General features: G+C 41.3%; 19 protein-coding genes. 5 read left to right on the forward strand and 14 right to left on the reverse strand.

Features of this window, described 5'->3' with window-relative positions; genetic code table 11:
• Positions 1-48: 48 nt before the first annotated feature.
• The 3 genes from cotD to AC3WTB_RS11155 form a co-directional block, all read right to left on the reverse strand.
• Positions 49-285, reverse strand: a complete 237-nt coding sequence (gene cotD, locus AC3WTB_RS11145; RefSeq protein WP_492333736.1) for a spore coat protein CotD — start codon at positions 283-285, stop codon at positions 49-51.
• A gap of 316 nt (positions 286-601) precedes the next feature.
• Positions 602-1,849: a ribonuclease H-like domain-containing protein gene (locus tag AC3WTB_RS11150; RefSeq protein WP_492333737.1), complete on the reverse strand. Its 1,248-nt coding sequence runs from the start codon at positions 1,847-1,849 to the stop codon at positions 602-604.
• A 24-nt stretch (positions 1,850-1,873) separates the two neighbouring features.
• The gene (locus tag AC3WTB_RS11155; protein WP_039179453.1) at positions 1,874-4,120 is read right to left on the reverse strand and encodes a DEAD/DEAH box helicase; all 2,247 of its coding nucleotides are present in this window, start codon (positions 4,118-4,120) and stop codon (positions 1,874-1,876) included.
• Positions 4,121-4,280: 160 nt separating this feature from the next.
• Here AC3WTB_RS11155 and AC3WTB_RS11160 point away from each other — a divergent pair, with 160 nt between their 5' ends.
• A complete protein-coding gene (locus AC3WTB_RS11160; protein ID WP_406846186.1) occupies positions 4,281-5,399 on the forward strand; it encodes an NADH-dependent flavin oxidoreductase in 1,119 nt (372 codons plus the stop codon).
• 53 nt (positions 5,400-5,452) lie between these two features.
• Here AC3WTB_RS11160 and AC3WTB_RS11165 read toward each other — a convergent pair whose 3' ends face one another.
• Complete coding sequence (locus AC3WTB_RS11165; protein ID WP_039183169.1) at positions 5,453-5,959, reverse strand: PTS sugar transporter subunit IIA; 507 nt, start codon at positions 5,957-5,959, stop codon at positions 5,453-5,455.
• Positions 5,960-6,128: 169 nt separating this feature from the next.
• Here AC3WTB_RS11165 and AC3WTB_RS11170 point away from each other — a divergent pair, with 169 nt between their 5' ends.
• Positions 6,129-6,548: an Hsp20/alpha crystallin family protein gene (locus AC3WTB_RS11170; RefSeq protein WP_106025047.1), complete on the forward strand. Its 420-nt coding sequence runs from the start codon at positions 6,129-6,131 to the stop codon at positions 6,546-6,548.
• Between the two features lie 20 nt (positions 6,549-6,568).
• Here AC3WTB_RS11170 and AC3WTB_RS11175 read toward each other — a convergent pair whose 3' ends face one another.
• From AC3WTB_RS11175 to AC3WTB_RS11185, 3 genes are all read right to left on the reverse strand, one after another.
• A complete protein-coding gene (locus tag AC3WTB_RS11175; RefSeq protein WP_268502822.1) occupies positions 6,569-7,021 on the reverse strand; it encodes a YppG family protein in 453 nt (150 codons plus the stop codon).
• Between the two features lie 108 nt (positions 7,022-7,129).
• On the reverse strand, positions 7,130-7,510 hold the full coding sequence (locus tag AC3WTB_RS11180) for a YppE family protein (protein WP_228280239.1): 381 nt from the start codon (positions 7,508-7,510) through the stop codon (positions 7,130-7,132).
• Positions 7,511-7,559: 49 nt separating this feature from the next.
• Positions 7,560-7,793, reverse strand: coding sequence for a DUF5446 family protein (locus AC3WTB_RS11185; protein ID WP_492333738.1), 234 nt, complete (start codon positions 7,791-7,793; stop codon positions 7,560-7,562).
• Positions 7,794-7,990: 197 nt separating this feature from the next.
• Here AC3WTB_RS11185 and sspM point away from each other — a divergent pair, with 197 nt between their 5' ends.
• Positions 7,991-8,095, forward strand: coding sequence for an acid-soluble spore protein SspM (gene sspM, locus AC3WTB_RS11190; RefSeq protein WP_039179471.1), 105 nt, complete (start codon positions 7,991-7,993; stop codon positions 8,093-8,095).
• A gap of 26 nt (positions 8,096-8,121) precedes the next feature.
• Here the strand turns inward: sspM and AC3WTB_RS11195 are convergent, their stop codons facing one another.
• On the reverse strand, positions 8,122-9,078 hold the full coding sequence (locus AC3WTB_RS11195) for a DUF2515 domain-containing protein (protein ID WP_492333739.1): 957 nt from the start codon (positions 9,076-9,078) through the stop codon (positions 8,122-8,124).
• A 46-nt stretch (positions 9,079-9,124) separates the two neighbouring features.
• Here AC3WTB_RS11195 and recU point away from each other — a divergent pair, with 46 nt between their 5' ends.
• Positions 9,125-9,760, forward strand: coding sequence for a Holliday junction resolvase RecU (gene recU / locus AC3WTB_RS11200; RefSeq protein ID WP_058837936.1), 636 nt, complete (start codon positions 9,125-9,127; stop codon positions 9,758-9,760).
• Positions 9,761-9,779: 19 nt separating this feature from the next.
• The gene (locus AC3WTB_RS11205; RefSeq protein ID WP_126681653.1) at positions 9,780-12,494 is read left to right on the forward strand and encodes a PBP1A family penicillin-binding protein; all 2,715 of its coding nucleotides are present in this window, start codon (positions 9,780-9,782) and stop codon (positions 12,492-12,494) included.
• A 35-nt stretch (positions 12,495-12,529) separates the two neighbouring features.
• On the opposite strand, the gene AC3WTB_RS11210 is transcribed toward AC3WTB_RS11205, so the two are convergent.
• The 6 genes from AC3WTB_RS11210 to AC3WTB_RS11235 all read right to left on the reverse strand — a co-directional run bounded on the left by AC3WTB_RS11210 (position 12,530) and on the right by AC3WTB_RS11235 (position 16,596).
• Complete coding sequence (locus tag AC3WTB_RS11210) at positions 12,530-13,039, reverse strand: YpoC family protein (RefSeq protein ID WP_126681652.1); 510 nt, start codon at positions 13,037-13,039, stop codon at positions 12,530-12,532.
• Entirely contained in the window at positions 13,036-13,698 is a 663-nt protein-coding gene (gene nth / locus AC3WTB_RS11215; protein ID WP_024422776.1) for an endonuclease III, read from the reverse strand. The genes AC3WTB_RS11210 and nth overlap by 4 nt, the downstream gene beginning before the upstream one ends.
• A gap of 17 nt (positions 13,699-13,715) precedes the next feature.
• Positions 13,716-14,420: a DnaD domain-containing protein gene (locus AC3WTB_RS11220; protein WP_041085852.1), complete on the reverse strand. Its 705-nt coding sequence runs from the start codon at positions 14,418-14,420 to the stop codon at positions 13,716-13,718.
• Positions 14,421-14,519: 99 nt separating this feature from the next.
• On the reverse strand, positions 14,520-15,812 hold the full coding sequence (gene asnS / locus AC3WTB_RS11225; RefSeq protein ID WP_087975939.1) for an asparagine--tRNA ligase: 1,293 nt from the start codon (positions 15,810-15,812) through the stop codon (positions 14,520-14,522).
• A gap of 115 nt (positions 15,813-15,927) precedes the next feature.
• Positions 15,928-16,413, reverse strand: coding sequence for a cell wall elongation/penicillin-binding protein regulator TseB (gene tseB / locus AC3WTB_RS11230; RefSeq protein WP_039179489.1), 486 nt, complete (start codon positions 16,411-16,413; stop codon positions 15,928-15,930).
• Positions 16,414-16,425: 12 nt separating this feature from the next.
• Positions 16,426-16,596, reverse strand: a complete 171-nt coding sequence (locus AC3WTB_RS11235; protein WP_064497519.1) for a YpmA family protein — start codon at positions 16,594-16,596, stop codon at positions 16,426-16,428.
• Between the last annotated feature and the right edge of the window lie 41 nt (positions 16,597-16,637).

Below are 16,637 nucleotides of genomic sequence, written 5' to 3' on the forward strand. Positions count from 1 at the left end.
TTTTTCACCTGCTTTTAAAAAATGGGACTTATAAAAGTCCCATTCACTTTATCTGTTACAGCAAGGTCCACCGCAGTTAAAGTGTTGATGTGTTGCCGGGTCCACCTGAGAAAACGTATGCGGGAAGTAGTGAATATGTTGGAAATTTTGATGATGAACATTTGTCACATGCTGCGGGTGAATATGCGGCACAATTGTTGTTGACTCGCTGTGTGTACAGCAATGATTCGTCGGATGAACAATTGGCTGTGTAACATTCGGATGGCAATGATGATGATGGTACATGTAGCATTCCCCTCTCCTTGATTTTCTTACATTACCAATGTATGAATCAAGAGGTGTACATGTACTAATGCATTAACCTATTTTAAAAGTTGGCAAGAAAAATATCTTTATAGTTTGAAAACACAAAAGCGACTAAAATGACTACAAGAAAAAACAAGTAGAAAAGACCCTTATACATGCTATACGCTCCTCATTCAATATCTAACGTTATTTTACAGGATTCGCGGCCTTTCTACAATAAAAGTGCTAAACATTTTTTATTTTCGGTCGAGAGCCGAACGTTGTCATTTTTTGCGCTTTCCCGGGTAATAATATTTCATTGCCCAGCTTTTCTCAATAGCCGTTTTTTGCGCCTCTCAAGCTCTTCGGTGTCTCGCTCGCTTAACGATGAGAAAGATAATAAAGATTCGGTGATGGAAAGAGCTGACCTTGCATCTTTTTGGCGATGCTCTTTACACTTCGCAAGCTCTATACCCGCTTTTAATGCTAAATGGACATCACTTGATTCAAATAATGTTTCCCAAATTCGAACCGCTTCATCCCACTCGTTTAGCCGTTTATATTGTAAGGAGAGATCATAAGCCGCCTGATTGGCATGTTCAAAATCAGCACCTGTTAATTCCCGCAAATGCTTCGTAGCTTCCTGTACATCTCGATGCGCAAGATGCCATCTAGCCAGCGCGTATTTCTCATCGTGTTCCTTTACCGCATCCATAGATAGAATTTTTTTGGATAGATGGATGTAGAGGCTGATTAACGAAAGGACGTCTAATTCATTATGAGTCAAAATTCCTTCGATGAGCTTCGGATTTTGTTCCTTTAAAAAATGAAAATAGATCATCGGTGCCAAAAAACCTGGTGTGTCGCCTTCCCGGTGAACGTGCAGCTCTTCTTTTTCAACCACAGACAGCGCCATACGTTCATATTTATGCTTCCACAATCGTCTTGACCCATGCAGAAGATCAAAGTGGCCAAACTCTGGAAGCGCAGGGATTTGATCTCGCAACAAAGTATGTCTCGTTTTCACTTGCGGCCAATCGAATGATTTTCCATTATATGTAACAAGCGATTCTACGTTCACTTCATCGAGAAAGCTTTTATAAAGAGCCGCTTCATTTCCCGGATTTGTGAGCAGGTGCTGTTTCACCACTACTTTGTCAGCAAAAACCCGCGCATGTCCAAGCAAGAAGATCATATTTCCCGTCCCGCCAGATAACCCAGTTGTTTCTGTATCAAAGAAAAACAGTTCATGCGGTTTGTAACCTTTAGCCGATAGTGAATGCTGGATGCCGCTTTTTTTCCAAGCCTCGATGATCTTTGGCAGTTCCGCAAACGAATAGAGTCCATGCTTGTCATCTAATGAATAGGTGACTTCTCGAATGAGACAAAAGGAATCCTCAAAGTGATATGGAGCTGCACCGAGTTGCTCCCATTCCTTTAAAAATGGGATGTTATCAGCCGTCACAAGCTGGGGCTTTTCTTCCACTGCTTTTTGCCGTTTTTCGTTTGGCTGGTTGTGCGATAAGTGCTTCTTCATTCTATTTAATTTCCCTTTTAGTGACATGAGTAGCTCTCTTCCTCCTTCCCCTTAAAATCCAGACATCAATTCAACAATGCTGCTTTTTCCGCTCACCTCTTTCATTTCCATGCCAATGCAGGACGGACAGCCGTTCTCACAGCGGCACCGCTCTATCAGCTGAATGGCTGCACCTGCTATTTCATCGAAACGAGCTTGGACCTCTTTGCTTAAGCCAATTCCGCCAGGGTAATGGTCATATAAAAAGACTGTCGGTTTACCGGTATGTGCCGCTTTAATTTGTGAAACAACATGAATATCTGAACGGTCACACATCACAAAGGCTGGTACAATGTGCTGAAGAACATTTGCGATGCCGAGCAGCAGCTGTTCAAGTGTTTTCTCTTCAAATCTCCGCTCTGCTTCATGTAATTCAAACCAGGCCGCACTCGTATGTATTTCTTCTTCAGGTAAGTGAATTGGACCAGAGCCGATATTTTCACCAGTGCTGAGCCGAATTTTTTTAAAAATTGTCGGCATTGCGTTGACAGTGACATCACCGTAGTGAACAGATACCGCTTCTTTCTCTGTTGTCTGATCGATTTCAAGCACCTTGAGCTGAACAGCTAAATTAGCATCTGTATAGTATTCTACATCCACTTGTTTCACATAAGCCTTCAGATGCTCGTAATCTAGCTTTTCTACTTGATACTGAACCCCTTCATGTAAATAAATCGCTTCATCATGAAGCAGTGTCATCGCACTGAATCGATCCATCTCTCCAATAATTCGGACATTCGCTACATCTGATTGATCCACAATCACTACATTTTCCTGGCTTGCAGACCTCAGGCTGATGCCATGTGCTGGGAACGATTGATCTGACCAATAATACCGGTTCCCGCTAAAATGAAGAACTCCTTCTTCATGTAAGTATTGCAAAATATCTTCTACTTCCATGTCGCCAAACTGTTCATCCGTCCGAAATGGCAGCTCGTAGGAAGCACATTTTAGATGATCCACTAAAATAATGAGATTTTCAGGATTGATTCTGGCTGCTTCAGGCGGTCTATTAAAAAAATATTCAGGGTGTCTGACAATATATTGATCAAGGGGTGAGGAGCTTGCCACCATGATAATAAGCGCCTCCTCATGACGCCTTCCAGCACGTCCTGCCTGCTGCCATGTACTCGCTACACTGCCAGGATACCCCGTCATAATGCATACCTTTAACTGACCTATATCTACCCCTAATTCTAGGGCGTTTGTACTGACGACACCTAAAATGTCTCCTTCTCTTAACCCTTTTTCAATCACGCGCCGCTCTTTTGGCAAATACCCTCCACGATACCCGCGAATCGATTTTGGACCGATTTCTTTTTTCACAAGCTCTTGAATGTGACTTAAAATCACTTCTACTCGTACTCTGCTTCTAGCAAAAACGATCGTTTGAATTTTTTCTTTTAAAAATGTTTTAGCCAACTGGTTGACGACAGTGGCAGCGCTTTGTCTAATATTTAATGGTTTATTCACCACTGGCGGGTTATAAAACACAAAATTCTTTTTACCGCTAGGCGCTCCGTTTCGTTCAATAAGATGTACTTTGCTCCCTGTGAGCTGCTGCGCCAGCTCTTTTGGATTCGCAATCGTTGCTGAAGTGCAAATAAACACCGGATCACTTCCGTAAAATGCACAAATTCGCTTTAGCCTGCGAATCACATTAGCCACATGACTGCCAAACACACCTCGATATGTATGAAGCTCATCAATGACAATATACTTCAAATTCTCAAACAAGCTGACCCATTTCGTATGATGAGGCAAAATGGCTGAATGCAGCATATCTGGGTTTGTGATGACAATATGTCCTGCTTGTCTCACTCGCTGCCGAATGGCTGGTGAGGTGTCCCCGTCATATGTTTCACTATGAATCGGAACATCCATCTCGTGGATGATCTCGTTAAGTTCACTCTTTTGATCCTGCGCGAGCGCTTTTGTTGGGAATAAATAAAGAGAGCGGTTTGTCTGGTCTTCTGCAATCGACTGAAGAACAGGCAGATTGTAGCAAAGCGTTTTACCAGAAGCTGTTGGTGTAACCGTTACTACATGTTCACCATCCATTACTCGTTCAAAGGCTTCTTTTTGATGAATATACAGTTCTTTCACGCCTCGTTTTTCAAGCGCCTTTTTTAGCCTGTCGTCCACTCTTTCAGGAACGGGAGAGGTCTGTGCAGGCTTTGCTTCAATTTCATGCCAATGCTCTACCTGTTCGTCTTTCTTTAATTCTTCTATCAGTTCGTTCATTGTTTTCTTTTTCATATTGCGTCCACCTCTCATTCTAGTGTACCGAATATTTGTTTGCATGACTAGGCGGCAATTTTTTGATGCTGGAGTTATGAGCAAATACTTTGAACTGTTGTAACAGTATCCATTACACTTCTATAGTGAAATGATTTTATCAAGGAAGAAGATGATCAGAGTGAAAAACGAATTTAAGCCTTTATTTGAACCATTTACGTTTCCTGGTGGCGCCTCTATTGATGGTAGGTTAGTGGTTGCTCCAATGACACACTTTGGTTCTCATGACGATGGCACCATTTCAAAAGACGAAATTGATTTCATTACAGCTAGATCAAGTGAAATGGGTATGGTGATTACAGCATGTGCGAACGTGACTCCAGATGGGAAGGCATTTGAAGGACAGCCTTCTATCGCAAGAGATGAAGATATCCCAGGCCTGAAAAAACTGGCTTCAGCAATCCAGGCAAAAGGAACAAAAGCCATTATCCAAATTCATCACGGCGGCTCTCAGGCTCTCCCTCATTTAGTTCCAAACGGTGATGTGGTTGCGCCAAGTGATGTGTTCAAAGATGGAAAACAAATTGCACGCGCTTTAAAAGAAGAGGAAATTACTCATATTATCGACTCCTTTAAAGAAGCGGCAAGACGAGCGGTTCAAGCAGGGTTTGACGGCGTGGAAATTCACGGAGCAAACGGTTATTTATTACAGCAATTTTACTCACCGCATAGCAATCAGCGTAAAGATCAATGGGGAGGAAATGAAGAAAAACGTCTAGCTTTCCCTATTGCTGTTGTAGATGCAGTCAAAGAGGCCATCAAAGAACATGCGGCTAAACCGTTTATCTTTGGATACCGGTTATCTCCTGAAGAACCTGAAACACCTGGTTTAACAATGACAGAGACGTTTACATTAGTGGATGTTCTCAAAACAAAAAACCTCGATTATTTGCATATCTCTTTAATGGAGATTGGCTCTAAAGCAAGACGAGGCGCAGATTCTAATAAAACACGTATGGAACTGCTAAAAGAACGCTGCGGCGATACTCTTCCGCTTATTGGAGTAGGCAGCGTCATTACAGCTGAAGATGCTCTCCATGCTTACAATCAAGGGATTCCTTTGATTGCTGTCGCACGAGAGCTGATCGTCGACCCAGATTGGGCTAAAAAGATTAAAGAAGGCAGAGAACAAGAGATTGAAACCGTCATTAAACGCAGCCAAAAAGACAAGTATCTCATTCCAGAAGGATTGTGGTCTGTCATGGAAGCGAGTCAAGGCTGGGTTCCAATGGAGGATTAATATCCTCAATAAAAAAACTACCCTATTAACGGGTAGTTTTTTCTATTCATGAATTATTTCATTTTCACTGTAAAGAGCTTGGACATCTGCTTTTCTACAGAGCCTTTTGGTTCTTTATCAAGTCGTTCGACCAGGTCACCATTCATAATCACAATCGGTGTCACTGTACTTGATGCTTTCTCTTCAATCAGTTCTAAATCACACGTAATGAGAGGGTCACCGATTTTCACTTTATCCCCTTCTTTAATGTGCGCTTCAAATCCTTCACCATTTAACCCAACTGTTTCTAGTCCGATATGAATCAGAAGCTCAAGCCCCGAGAGTGTTCGAATGCCAATTGCATGTTTTGTATGGAAGAGCTGAATGATTTCACCCTCTACTGGTGACACAATCGTCCCACTTTTTGGTTTTACTGCTACGCCGTCTCCCATCATCTTTTGAGAAAAGACGGGATCTGGTACATCAGTCATATCCATTAACTCTCCATCAACCGGAGAATAAATGACTTCTTCCTTTACATCATCTTGGTTTTTTCCGAAACCGAATAATTTTTTCAGCAATGTCAATTTGCTCCCTTCAAGCTTTGCTTCCTAAATCTATTTAGTGTATGAAACTTTACGCCTATACACCTTGCTTCATTCAACACTATTTAATCATAATTTTTTCCTCTCATCAATTGATAACCGCCTGAGCCCTTTCTGCATAGGCTGTAGATGAGAGGTGATTCGAATGAAACAAGATAACGAAAACAAACATGAATTGCTGGCAAATGAAGATATCCTATATGAAGCGATTGAACAATTTTTTGCATCCTCCCCGTTTCACGAGATATTAAATAGTGCGGAGGCACTCATGACCACATCGCAATCACTTGCATCAATTACGACTGATGTGACAGAGGATGAACAGAATGTGTATATCGAGATTCAATTTCCAGACCATTTTGTCGAAGGAGACATTGCGCTAGAAGTAAAAGCTCAATATTTACACTTATCAGTGCAGGAAAAAATCAAAACGGATACGACTTCCTCGTATTCAAGCTTTACAAAAACCATTTTAATGCCGGCAAAAATAGATGAAACGAAAATGAAAAGTGTGTGGAAAGATCAATCGCTTCGTGTATCTGCGCCAAAGCAAACAACCCAATAGATCGATCTATTGGGTTTTAACTATGCTTTAAAAATGCTTGTAAATCCTTTCGCCAATGAGCCTACTTGATTCATTGTACTCATCATTTGGCCAGCTGTATCAAACATTTTGTTAAAATCGTATTGCCCATTCGTCTTTTTGAATTGCGACAGCACACTTTTAAACTGAGAAGGCTGCTGTTTTTGCGGTCTTGGCAAAGGATATGGGTTCATAGGCTGCTGCATAGGCATCATGCCTGGCGGCTGCATTTGCGGTGGATTCATCGCTTCAGGCTGCTGCATAAGCGGCACGTTTTCTTGGTATCCATAAGGTTGCTGATAAACAGTAGATGGTGCCTGGTTCATTCCACCTTGATATGGCGGCATGAAATAGTCTGGAGGCTGCGGAGGCTGCTGCTGCATCTCTGAATACGGAAAAGGCCTTTGCTTGAATTGATTGAATTCATAAGGCTGCTGGTTTGGATAAGGGAACATCTATCTCGCTCCTCTCGCTCTCATCACATATTGATGTCACTCATATATTATGATCAAAAGCAGAAGATGTGCCTAAAGAAGTCATAAGAAAAACGCAGCATTATGTCTTTAGCTGCGCTGTTTGATTTCTTCTATTAAAAGGTTCAGTGTGTAAACCACTGACTCAACTAAATTTTTTACACGGGGTGCGTGCTGTTTGCCAAAATAAGATTGCAGGACAACCTCTTTACCATTTTCTTTTACGGCTTCAAGCTGTTCTTGGTGTAAATATCTAGGTTTGACCTGTTGAACAAAGGAGATAGCAGCGGTGAGCCACTCTTCCATTTTCTGATCAAATGTATCAACGGCTGGCTGAATATCCGTATAAAAATCATACGATGGGTACTCCTCTTCAGCCTTTCCCTTTTGGTACTGCTCATACGCTTTTTCGATCCATATTCTCAAGTTTTGTGTATGTTCAAGTAATGTTTGATTATCCAAAGTGTTCACCTCTATGAACCATCCTATCAAACGTTTACCTATTGCTCAAATAGAAAAGCTATCCGGCGTGATATGTCGGTCTTGCCGCCAGTTTATACTCGGCTGCATGAAGCTTCACTTCACAGTCCTTTACTTCTGATTCAAGCCGGTCAATGATTTGTTCTTGCTCTTCTATTGCTGCACGTTTTGTCTGATTCACAGCAAGAGACAGCTCTGCTTCCACCGCATCAATTTTTCGCTCGATTTCCTCTAACAACTGCATAATGGATTCTTTTGATACAAATTCGCTCATCATCAGATTCCTCCTTTATCGTCTCTCGTTACATTCTCTTTTCTTTCTCACCCTCCTTCACACATGACAAAACTAGAAGCAAATCGCCAATCTAAGTGTAGATAAGCGCTATTTCTTCCTTTTCGACAGATGCTTGTCCTTCTTTGTATGATTGCGTCCGATTGTGTAAATTCTAAGGACAAAAGGAGGTAGATTTCATGAAAAAGAAGCCAGCACCAAAAGAGCAAAATCCAAAAGGGAAAGAAAACAGTACAGATCAGCTTGATAAAAAGCTCGGCGGTCCTAATCGTCCATCTACGTAAAAAAAAAGCAGGTCCCCCCCTGCTTTTTATTTATGCAAAAAATAGTGCTCTAATGAGAAAAGAAAACGAAGCTGTCTTTTTTTATGAAAATACCAGTCAGTCAGCTCAATCTGCTTTGGCAGCGCCTCTGCCTCAAATAAAGTTGGACTCAATTTCTTTTGAAACCAATCTTCCCTTTGATCGTCTAATGAATGTGTCATCACCGGATAAACCGTTCGAAGAAAAGGTGTTGACCTTCTAGCGATCCCTAAAAACGGCTCAAAATCAAACCGAGACCCAGTATGCGGAACGGTGTGCAAAAAATGATAAAAATCCGAAAACAAATCGGCTCGAAATAATAGTTTCGCTAGTTTTTTACCTAATGTAATGCGTTCCTTTACATTGGAAAACTTCCGTATGGTTAAGCCGTACAAATGCCCGTCCACCGTTGGAAAAACAACGGTTTGGAAATGTCCCCACTCGCTGAAAAGATATTGAATCGAGTGAAAAACATTCTTTTTCAGAAGAGGATTTTGTATAATAGGAGATTGTATAGTATATTGTTCATTTATGATGAGTGCATAAAGCAGACGCTCTGTGTCACGCTTTAGCCAAAAACGTTCCCACTCAGCGCTCATAAAACGAGACACGGAGAAATAAGGCAGCAGATGAAACAAAGGTTGACTGCATCTCTTAGACCATTCATACAAAAGAAGCTGAGGATAAGCATCCGAAAAGATCAGCCAATTCGCTCTTTCATATGCTGTGAAAAAAAGATGCCCCTGCTGATCCGTTAAACCTGGATGGAAGAGTTCGCCCTTTAAATCTGTCATGGACCACCCTGCATTTCTCGAGACAAAGGAAGCGAGCAGCGACCATTTCATCTCTGGATGCCGGTCATAAAACCGCTTGTAAGCATTTGTCCTCGTCAGGTTGTCTTTATTTTTTGCTTTCGTTTCACGCAAAATTTGCTGAGTGATGATGTGCTCTTCTTGGGACAACATGGTGATCTCTCCAATACAAAATGCATTAAAAGGAGGCTGAAACTTGATGATTCGGTATCCAAACGGAAAATCGTATCAGCCCATTCAACAAATTGGGACAAAAAAAAGAATCAGCGGCGAATCCTCTTATAGTAACCGCGGGATGACGCTTGAGGCTGATTTAAATGAAACGAACCAATATTATTTGGTCAACGGGATCGCAGTCATTCATAAAAAGCCTACCCCAGTTCAAATTGTGAATGTGGATTATCCAAAAAGAAGTGCTGCTGTCATTAAAGAAGCCTATTTTAAACAATCCTCCACAACAGACTATAACGGGGTGTACAAAGGCCGCTATATCGATTTTGAAGCAAAGGAAACCAAAAGCACTACCTCGTTTCCGCTCAAAAATTTCCACGACCATCAAATTGAGCATATGAAACAGGTTGAAAAGCAAGGCGGCATTTGTTTCGTTATTATATCCGCTTTTGGCTCCGTTTATTATTTGCCCGCTTCAGATCTCTTTTTCTTCTGGGAGCGGCAGAAGCAAAACGGCCGTAAATCCATTAGCAAAGACGAATTAATGGAAGCTGGCCACATAATGACACTTGGATATTCGCCAAGAATTGATTATATTAAAGTAGTGGAGACACTTCATTTTTCGGATGAAAGCAAGCAGCAATTACGTTCGAAAAAGGTTTAACACGAAAGGTTGAGATGTAATGTCTGATCAATTTACAAGTCGTGAACAGCGACGTAAAGCAAGTCAAGAAAACAATAAGAAGCAAAAGAACAAAAAAGGCAAAAAGAAAGCAGGTCTATTTAAAAAAATATTTTTATCTTTACTCGTGATCGGTCTACTTTGTTTAGTTGCCGGAATCACAACTTTTGCCGTTTTTGCATCAAGCGCTCCTTCTATTGATGATAGTAAGCTTAAAACACCATACTCTTCAAAACTTTATGATAAAGACAAGAAAGTGTTTGCAGAAGTTGGTGCAGAAAAAAGAACGTATGTCTCGATAAAAGATATACCCGATGTGGTAAAAGACGCTTTTATTGCGACTGAAGATGCACGTTTTTATAAGCACCACGGGATTGACCCAATCCGTATTGGCGGTGCCCTTGTCGCAAACGTTGAGGACGGCTTTGGCGCTGAAGGCGGAAGTACAATTACACAGCAGGTTGTGAAAAACTCCCTCCTGAGCAATCAAAAGACGTTAAAACGGAAAGTACAGGAAGTATGGCTCTCGATTCAGCTTGAGCAAAAATACTCTAAAGATGAAATTTTAGAAATGTATTTAAACCGTATTTTCTTCTCCCCTTATGCTTATGGTGTGGGGAAAGCAGCTGAACAATTTTTCGGAGTCACAGATTTAAATAAACTAACCGTTGCACAGGCTGCCACTCTTGCAGGTATGCCGCAGAGTCCTTCTGCCTATAACCCAGTGAAACACCCAGAGGCAGCGGAAAAACGCCGTAATATCGTTTTAAGCCTTATGAAAAAACAAGGCTATATTTCTGAAAAAGATTATGACGTTGCAAAAGCAACCCCTGTCAACAAGACAGTTGTTTCAGCTAGTAAATATAAGAGCCAAAACTCTAGTAAGTACTCTGCCTACATTGAAGAAGTGATGGAAGAAGTACAGAAAAAAGCTAAAGTGGATGCATCAACTGATGGATTAAAAATCTATACATCACTTGATCGAAAAGCACAGGATCACCTAGATGATATCATCAATGGAGATTCAGTTGGATTTACGAAAGGTATGCAGGCGGGTGTCACCCTGCTTGATACGAAAAATGGTGAAATACGCGCCATTGGCGGTGGACGTGATGTACCAGCCGGCGGCTTTAACTATGCGACAGATGCAAAACGCCAGCCAGGGTCCACAATCAAACCAATCTTAGATTACGGCCCAGTCATTGAAAACAAGAAATGGTCAACATATCAGCAAATTGATGATGCACCATATACGTACTCAAACGGGACGCCGATTAATAACTTTGACAGAAGACATTTAGGGAAAATGTCGATGAGAAGTGCTTTGGCACAATCACGTAACATTCCTGCCCTAAAAGCTTTCCAAGAAGCTGGCATGGACAATGCCGTTCAATTCGCTAATAACTTAGGTATGGATTTACCTTCTGACATTCCAGAGTCCTACTCAATCGGTGGATTTGACGATGGTGTCTCCTCTCTGAAGATGGCTGGAGCATTTAGTGCATTCGGTAATAACGGATACTATAACGAACCGCACGCTGTCACATCTGTTGAATTTAATGACGGGACAAAGCTTGACCTTACGCCGGACTCGAAAGCAGCGATGAGTGATTACACAGCATTTATGATCACAGACATGCTGAAAACTGCTGTCCAATCTGGAACTGGTACACTTGCACAAGTACCGAACGTTCAAGTAGCTGGTAAAACCGGGACAACGAACTTTACACAAGATGATATTAATAAATACAATATCCCTTCCGGCGGTGCGAAAGATTCGTGGTTTGTCGGTTATACGCCGCAATATACAGCAGCCGTTTGGACTGGAATCGGTAATTCAAAAGATGCAGACGGTAAAATGTGGCTGACTGATTATGAGCAGCGTGTTGCCAAAATCGTCTTCCAGCGATTAATTTCTCAAATTGATGATGGAAGCGGCTCATTTGAAAAACCAGACAGTGTCGTCGAAGCTACTGTTGAAAAAGGTTCAGATCCAGCAAAATTAGCCGGACCGAATACACCAAGTGACAAAAAGACAACAGAATACTTTGTTAAAGGAACAGTTCCAACAAAAGTGTCTGACACATATGAGAAAAAAGAAGCCGATAAGCCTTCTGACTTAAAAGCGGTGTATGATGAAGAGAAAAAATCCATCACACTGACTTGGGGCTATTCTGACGACGCTGATGCTACATTTAATGTCAAGCAAGCGGTTGATAATGGCGGCTATAAAGAGATTCAAAACAGCTCTGCTAAAGAAGCGGTCATCTCTGATGTGAAGCCTGGCTCCACATATAAATTCCAAGTGACAGCCACTGTAGAGGATGTCACAAGTAAAGCGGCTTCTACCTTCCTCACCATTAAGGATGACGCTGATGAAGAAGAAAAAGCGGATGATGAGAATAAAGAAGAAGAAGAACCGCAGCAGCCTGACGACGAGCAGACAGACCAAACAGACGATAACAAAAATCAGCCACCTGGCACTGATGAGCAAAAGCCTGATGACAAAAAAGATCAAGATAAAGATAAGGATCAGGACCAAGGCGGAAATACAGAAAACGGAAATAATGGTTCTACTGATAATGGCTCAGACAGTACAAATGGGAACAGCAACTCACAAACTGATCATAAAGATAAAAAGAAAGATGATGCGAAAGCCAACTCTCAAAGTTCCAATTCGCCATCAAATTCTACTTCTCGTAAAGAAGATGAATAATGAAAAAGCACTTGCCAAGGAGGCAAGTGCTTTTTTTAACGCTGCTGTCTGATTTTCTTAAGTGCTTCATATTTTCCATACTGCTTTTTTAATTCCGTGTATAGCTCGTCCAATTGAATAAAGCAGTGATATTGAGTAGGTTTTAACAAAATGAACTCTAAACGTTCCGTCCAATTAATCGGAGCAACAGGAAATGTCTCTTGCTTGATAAGTTCCCATTCAAACGTTTGGACTCTCTCCCCTTTAATCCAGTAAAACATCGCAATCATACTGATGATTCCTTGCAGCATATCATCTTCATCACAGCGGGATTTCCTTGTTTGGAAACGAGGAAGCATTTTTTCTTTTAATTCGTTCCACAGTTCGAACATGACTGGAACAAATTCTTCTGTTTCCTGCCATGGAAGCTCGTCTGTTAAAGGTTCCGAAGATAGATCATATGCGAGCGGGTTGGCTCTCAGTATATCTACTCGATCACCTTTAATCTCTACCTTTTTCTCTTTTAGCTTTTCGACATATGAGGTGAAAACAGCTGCCCCGCTCATGCGAGCTTCACCAGTCCTTTTTTCAGCCTCTTCTGCCCTTCCCTGCACATATCAAGAAGCGGACACGATTCGCACTGCGGCCGCTGCGCCTTACAATGATATCTCCCAAAAAAGATCAGGCGGTGATGCGTCACAGACCAATCTTCTTTTGGCACCTTTTTCATCAAGGTTTGCTCTACTTCAAGCACAGAATCCTTCCAGCGGCAGATGCCTAGACGCTTGCTGACTCGTTCTACATGTGTATCTACTGCTATTGCCGGTACTCCAAAAGCGACTGAAACGACGACATTTGCTGTTTTCCGGCCAACCCCAGGAAGCTTGACAAGCTCATCCCTGTCCTTTGGTACTTCACCGCCATATTCTTCAATCAGCATTTTGCTCAACTTTTGAATGTTTTTAGCCTTATTTCGATAAAGACCAATCGAGCGAATATCTTGCTGCAGTTCTTCAAGCGGTACACTTAAATAGTCTTCTGGTGTTTTATATTTTTGAAATAACGTTTTGGTGACTTTGTTTACAAGCACGTCTGTACACTGAGCGGAGAGCGCAACAGCAATCACAAGCTCAAATGGATTGGCATGAACAAGCTCACACTCCGCCTCTGGAAACATATCTCCTATAATATCTAAACACTCATTGATTTGTTTTTTTGATAACATGCCTTCTCCTTTATTGGTTATTGTTCCAGCCAATTATAAAAAGGAACTTGTCGTTTATAAGTACCCGTCTCTTCTTTTGAAGGTGGCGTTTTCTGCTGAGAACGGAAATGCTGGCTATGCTCTTTTGCTTCTTCCGCTGTTTTCAGCCCTTTCTTTTTCCACTCAAATAAAATTCGATCAATATAACGGAAATTTAATTTCCCTGATAAAACGGCTTCTCTTAGCGCTAGCCGAATCATTTCAGCATCATGATGGTCTTGATCCATCCAGATCGAAAGTGTTTCTCCTTCAAGAGGAGACAGCGGTCTGCCGAATTCATCTTCAAATAAAGCATATAAAGATTTTTCTGCCTGCACATGTTGTTTTTGAGCTTCTTTCGCCTGTTTTGTTTCTAAAAAGTCATACAGCACGCCCCATAAAGGTTCTACTGAGTAACGGTCATGCTGAATACCAGACCTGTCTTCAAATGGCTGAATTGAGATAAATCCTTTTTGAATCAGATGCTGCACCATATACGCGCACTCTTCCGCTGATATGGTCATTCCATGAGAAAGCTCTTCAAATGTTTGAAAGAAAACACCTTGTTCTTCATTCATTTTAATCTTGAGCATGACCATCATCTGTGATTCATTCAGTCCTAACTGCTCATAATGAGCAATCAGCAAATTAGGCAAACTTGTCGCCCCCATTTGCTGCATATTAATAAATTGCTGCCTATTCATCGGATACACCTCTTCATTTTAAGTATATCACGTTTTATTTCACGTGCCTCCCTAAAAAGACGTTTGAAAAAGCCTCCATTTGTTGGAGGCTTTCACGTCTTAAGGGTATAAACGGTTTAATAATCTTGGGAAAGGAATGGTTTCACGCACATGCGGCGCTCCACTAATCCAAGCAACTGTACGTTCAAGTCCAAGACCAAAACCTGAATGCGGTACAGAACCGTATTGTCTTAATTCTGTATACCATTTGTAAGTTTCCTGATCAAGCCCATGTTCTTTCAATCTTGCTTCAAGAAGCTCTAAATCATGAACACGCTCAGAACCGCCAATAATCTCTCCGTAGCCTTCTGGTGCAATCAAGTCTGCACAAAGGACAACATCTTCACGATCTGGTGCTGGCTGCATATAGAACGGTTTTAATGATGTTGGGTAATGAGTGATAAACACTGGTTTATCATAGCTTTCGGCAATCGCTGTTTCGTGAGGCGCTCCGAAATCATCTCCCCATTCGATATCATCAAAGCCTTTTTCCTGCAAGAATTTAATCGCTTCATCGTAAGTGATGCGCGGGAATGGTGCTTTGATGTTTTCTAATTTCGCTGTATCACGACCTAGTGTATGCAGCTCCACTTTACAGTTTTCAAGTACACTTTGAACAACATGAGACACATAATTTTCTTGATACTCAAGGTTTTCATTGAATTCGACAAAAGCCATCTCAGGCTCGATCATCCAAAACTCAATTAAATGACGTTTTGTTTTAGATTTTTCTGCTCTAAATGTTGGGCCAAATGAGAATACTTTTCCGAGTGCCATTGCTGCAGCTTCCATGTAAAGCTGACCACTTTGAGAAAGGTACGCATCTTCATCAAAATATTTCGTAGCAAACAGTTCCGTTGTGCCCTCAGGTGCACTTCCAGTTAAAATTGGCGGATCTACTTTCACGAAACCTTCTTGATGGAAGTATTCATATGTAGCACGAATAATTTCGTTACGGATTTTCATAATGGCATGCTGTTTTTTAGAACGAAGCCATAAATGACGGTGATCCATTAAGAATTCTGTTCCATGCTCTTTCGGTGTAATTGGGTAATCTGTCGCTTCATGAATCACTTCAATGGATTTCACTTGTAATTCAAAACCTAGTGGTGAACGCTCATCTTTTGTCACTTGACCTGTCACATAGACAGATGTTTCTTGTGTGACTGATTTCGCAAGCTTAAAGACTTCCTCTTCCACTTCTGCTTTTACTACGACTCCTTGAATAAAGCCTGTCCCGTCACGCAACTGCAAAAATGCAATTTTTCCGCTTGAACGTTTATTGGCAATCCATGCGCCGATGGTTACTTCTTGATCGACGTGTTTGAACACTTGATTAATCGTTGTTTTCAACATAATTCCCTCCAAAGCCAGAAAGAAACTCACCTATTTGTCAGGTGTGAATCTTTTTTCATACATTTTATTATAACCGTTCTAAATCAGCATGGTCAACGCAAGACAGGAGAAACTACGGTGTTAAATTTTTTTCCACACGTCCTGTCGAAAAGTCGACATAGCTGAAGCTATATTGATTGTTCTCATTTAAGTACGTCACTTCCCAAAGGAGTACGTCACCTTCTCTCGCTAATTTGACTTCTTTTAGCTTAGAGACCGTGTTCTCCTTTTGAACGGCTTGTACTGCTTGATTCGAGGTAATGCCTTCTTTTGCTTTTTTTGCGATCACTTTTTCTTTTTTGCTGGCAGGAACCCAAACGTAGGTCGTTTCATTCTGTTTGTTTTTCCCTTCAACAATAAATTGCTTTTCTTTCCCGACAAAGGTTTCCACTTGCTCCACTTGTACGATGTTTGCTTGTTCTTTTGCTCGTTCGATCGCTGCTTCATGCCCTTGTTCTCTTTGTCCCATGGCAATTTGATAAATCCACGTAAAGCTGATGATGCCAATGAGCAGAACGAGAGCCACTACAGATGAAATAATCCAGACTATTTTTTTCATGTCAAGCTTCCCCTATGTGCGATATATCGTAAATACCGCTTGATTTTGGTCTTCTTGATCTAATGCTAATCCAAACATGAGATCTTCTCTTTTAAGCGTTCTGTTCAATACATCAACGATTTTGTACAGGTCTTCTGAATGCTTAATTTGAACAGTTGAAAGTACCTCTATTTTACTTTCCACTTCTAATTCCTCCTCGGTACGTAAATATTGTTAGTCATACT

Source organism: Bacillus sp. EB106-04-04-XG123 (assembly GCF_058791855.1).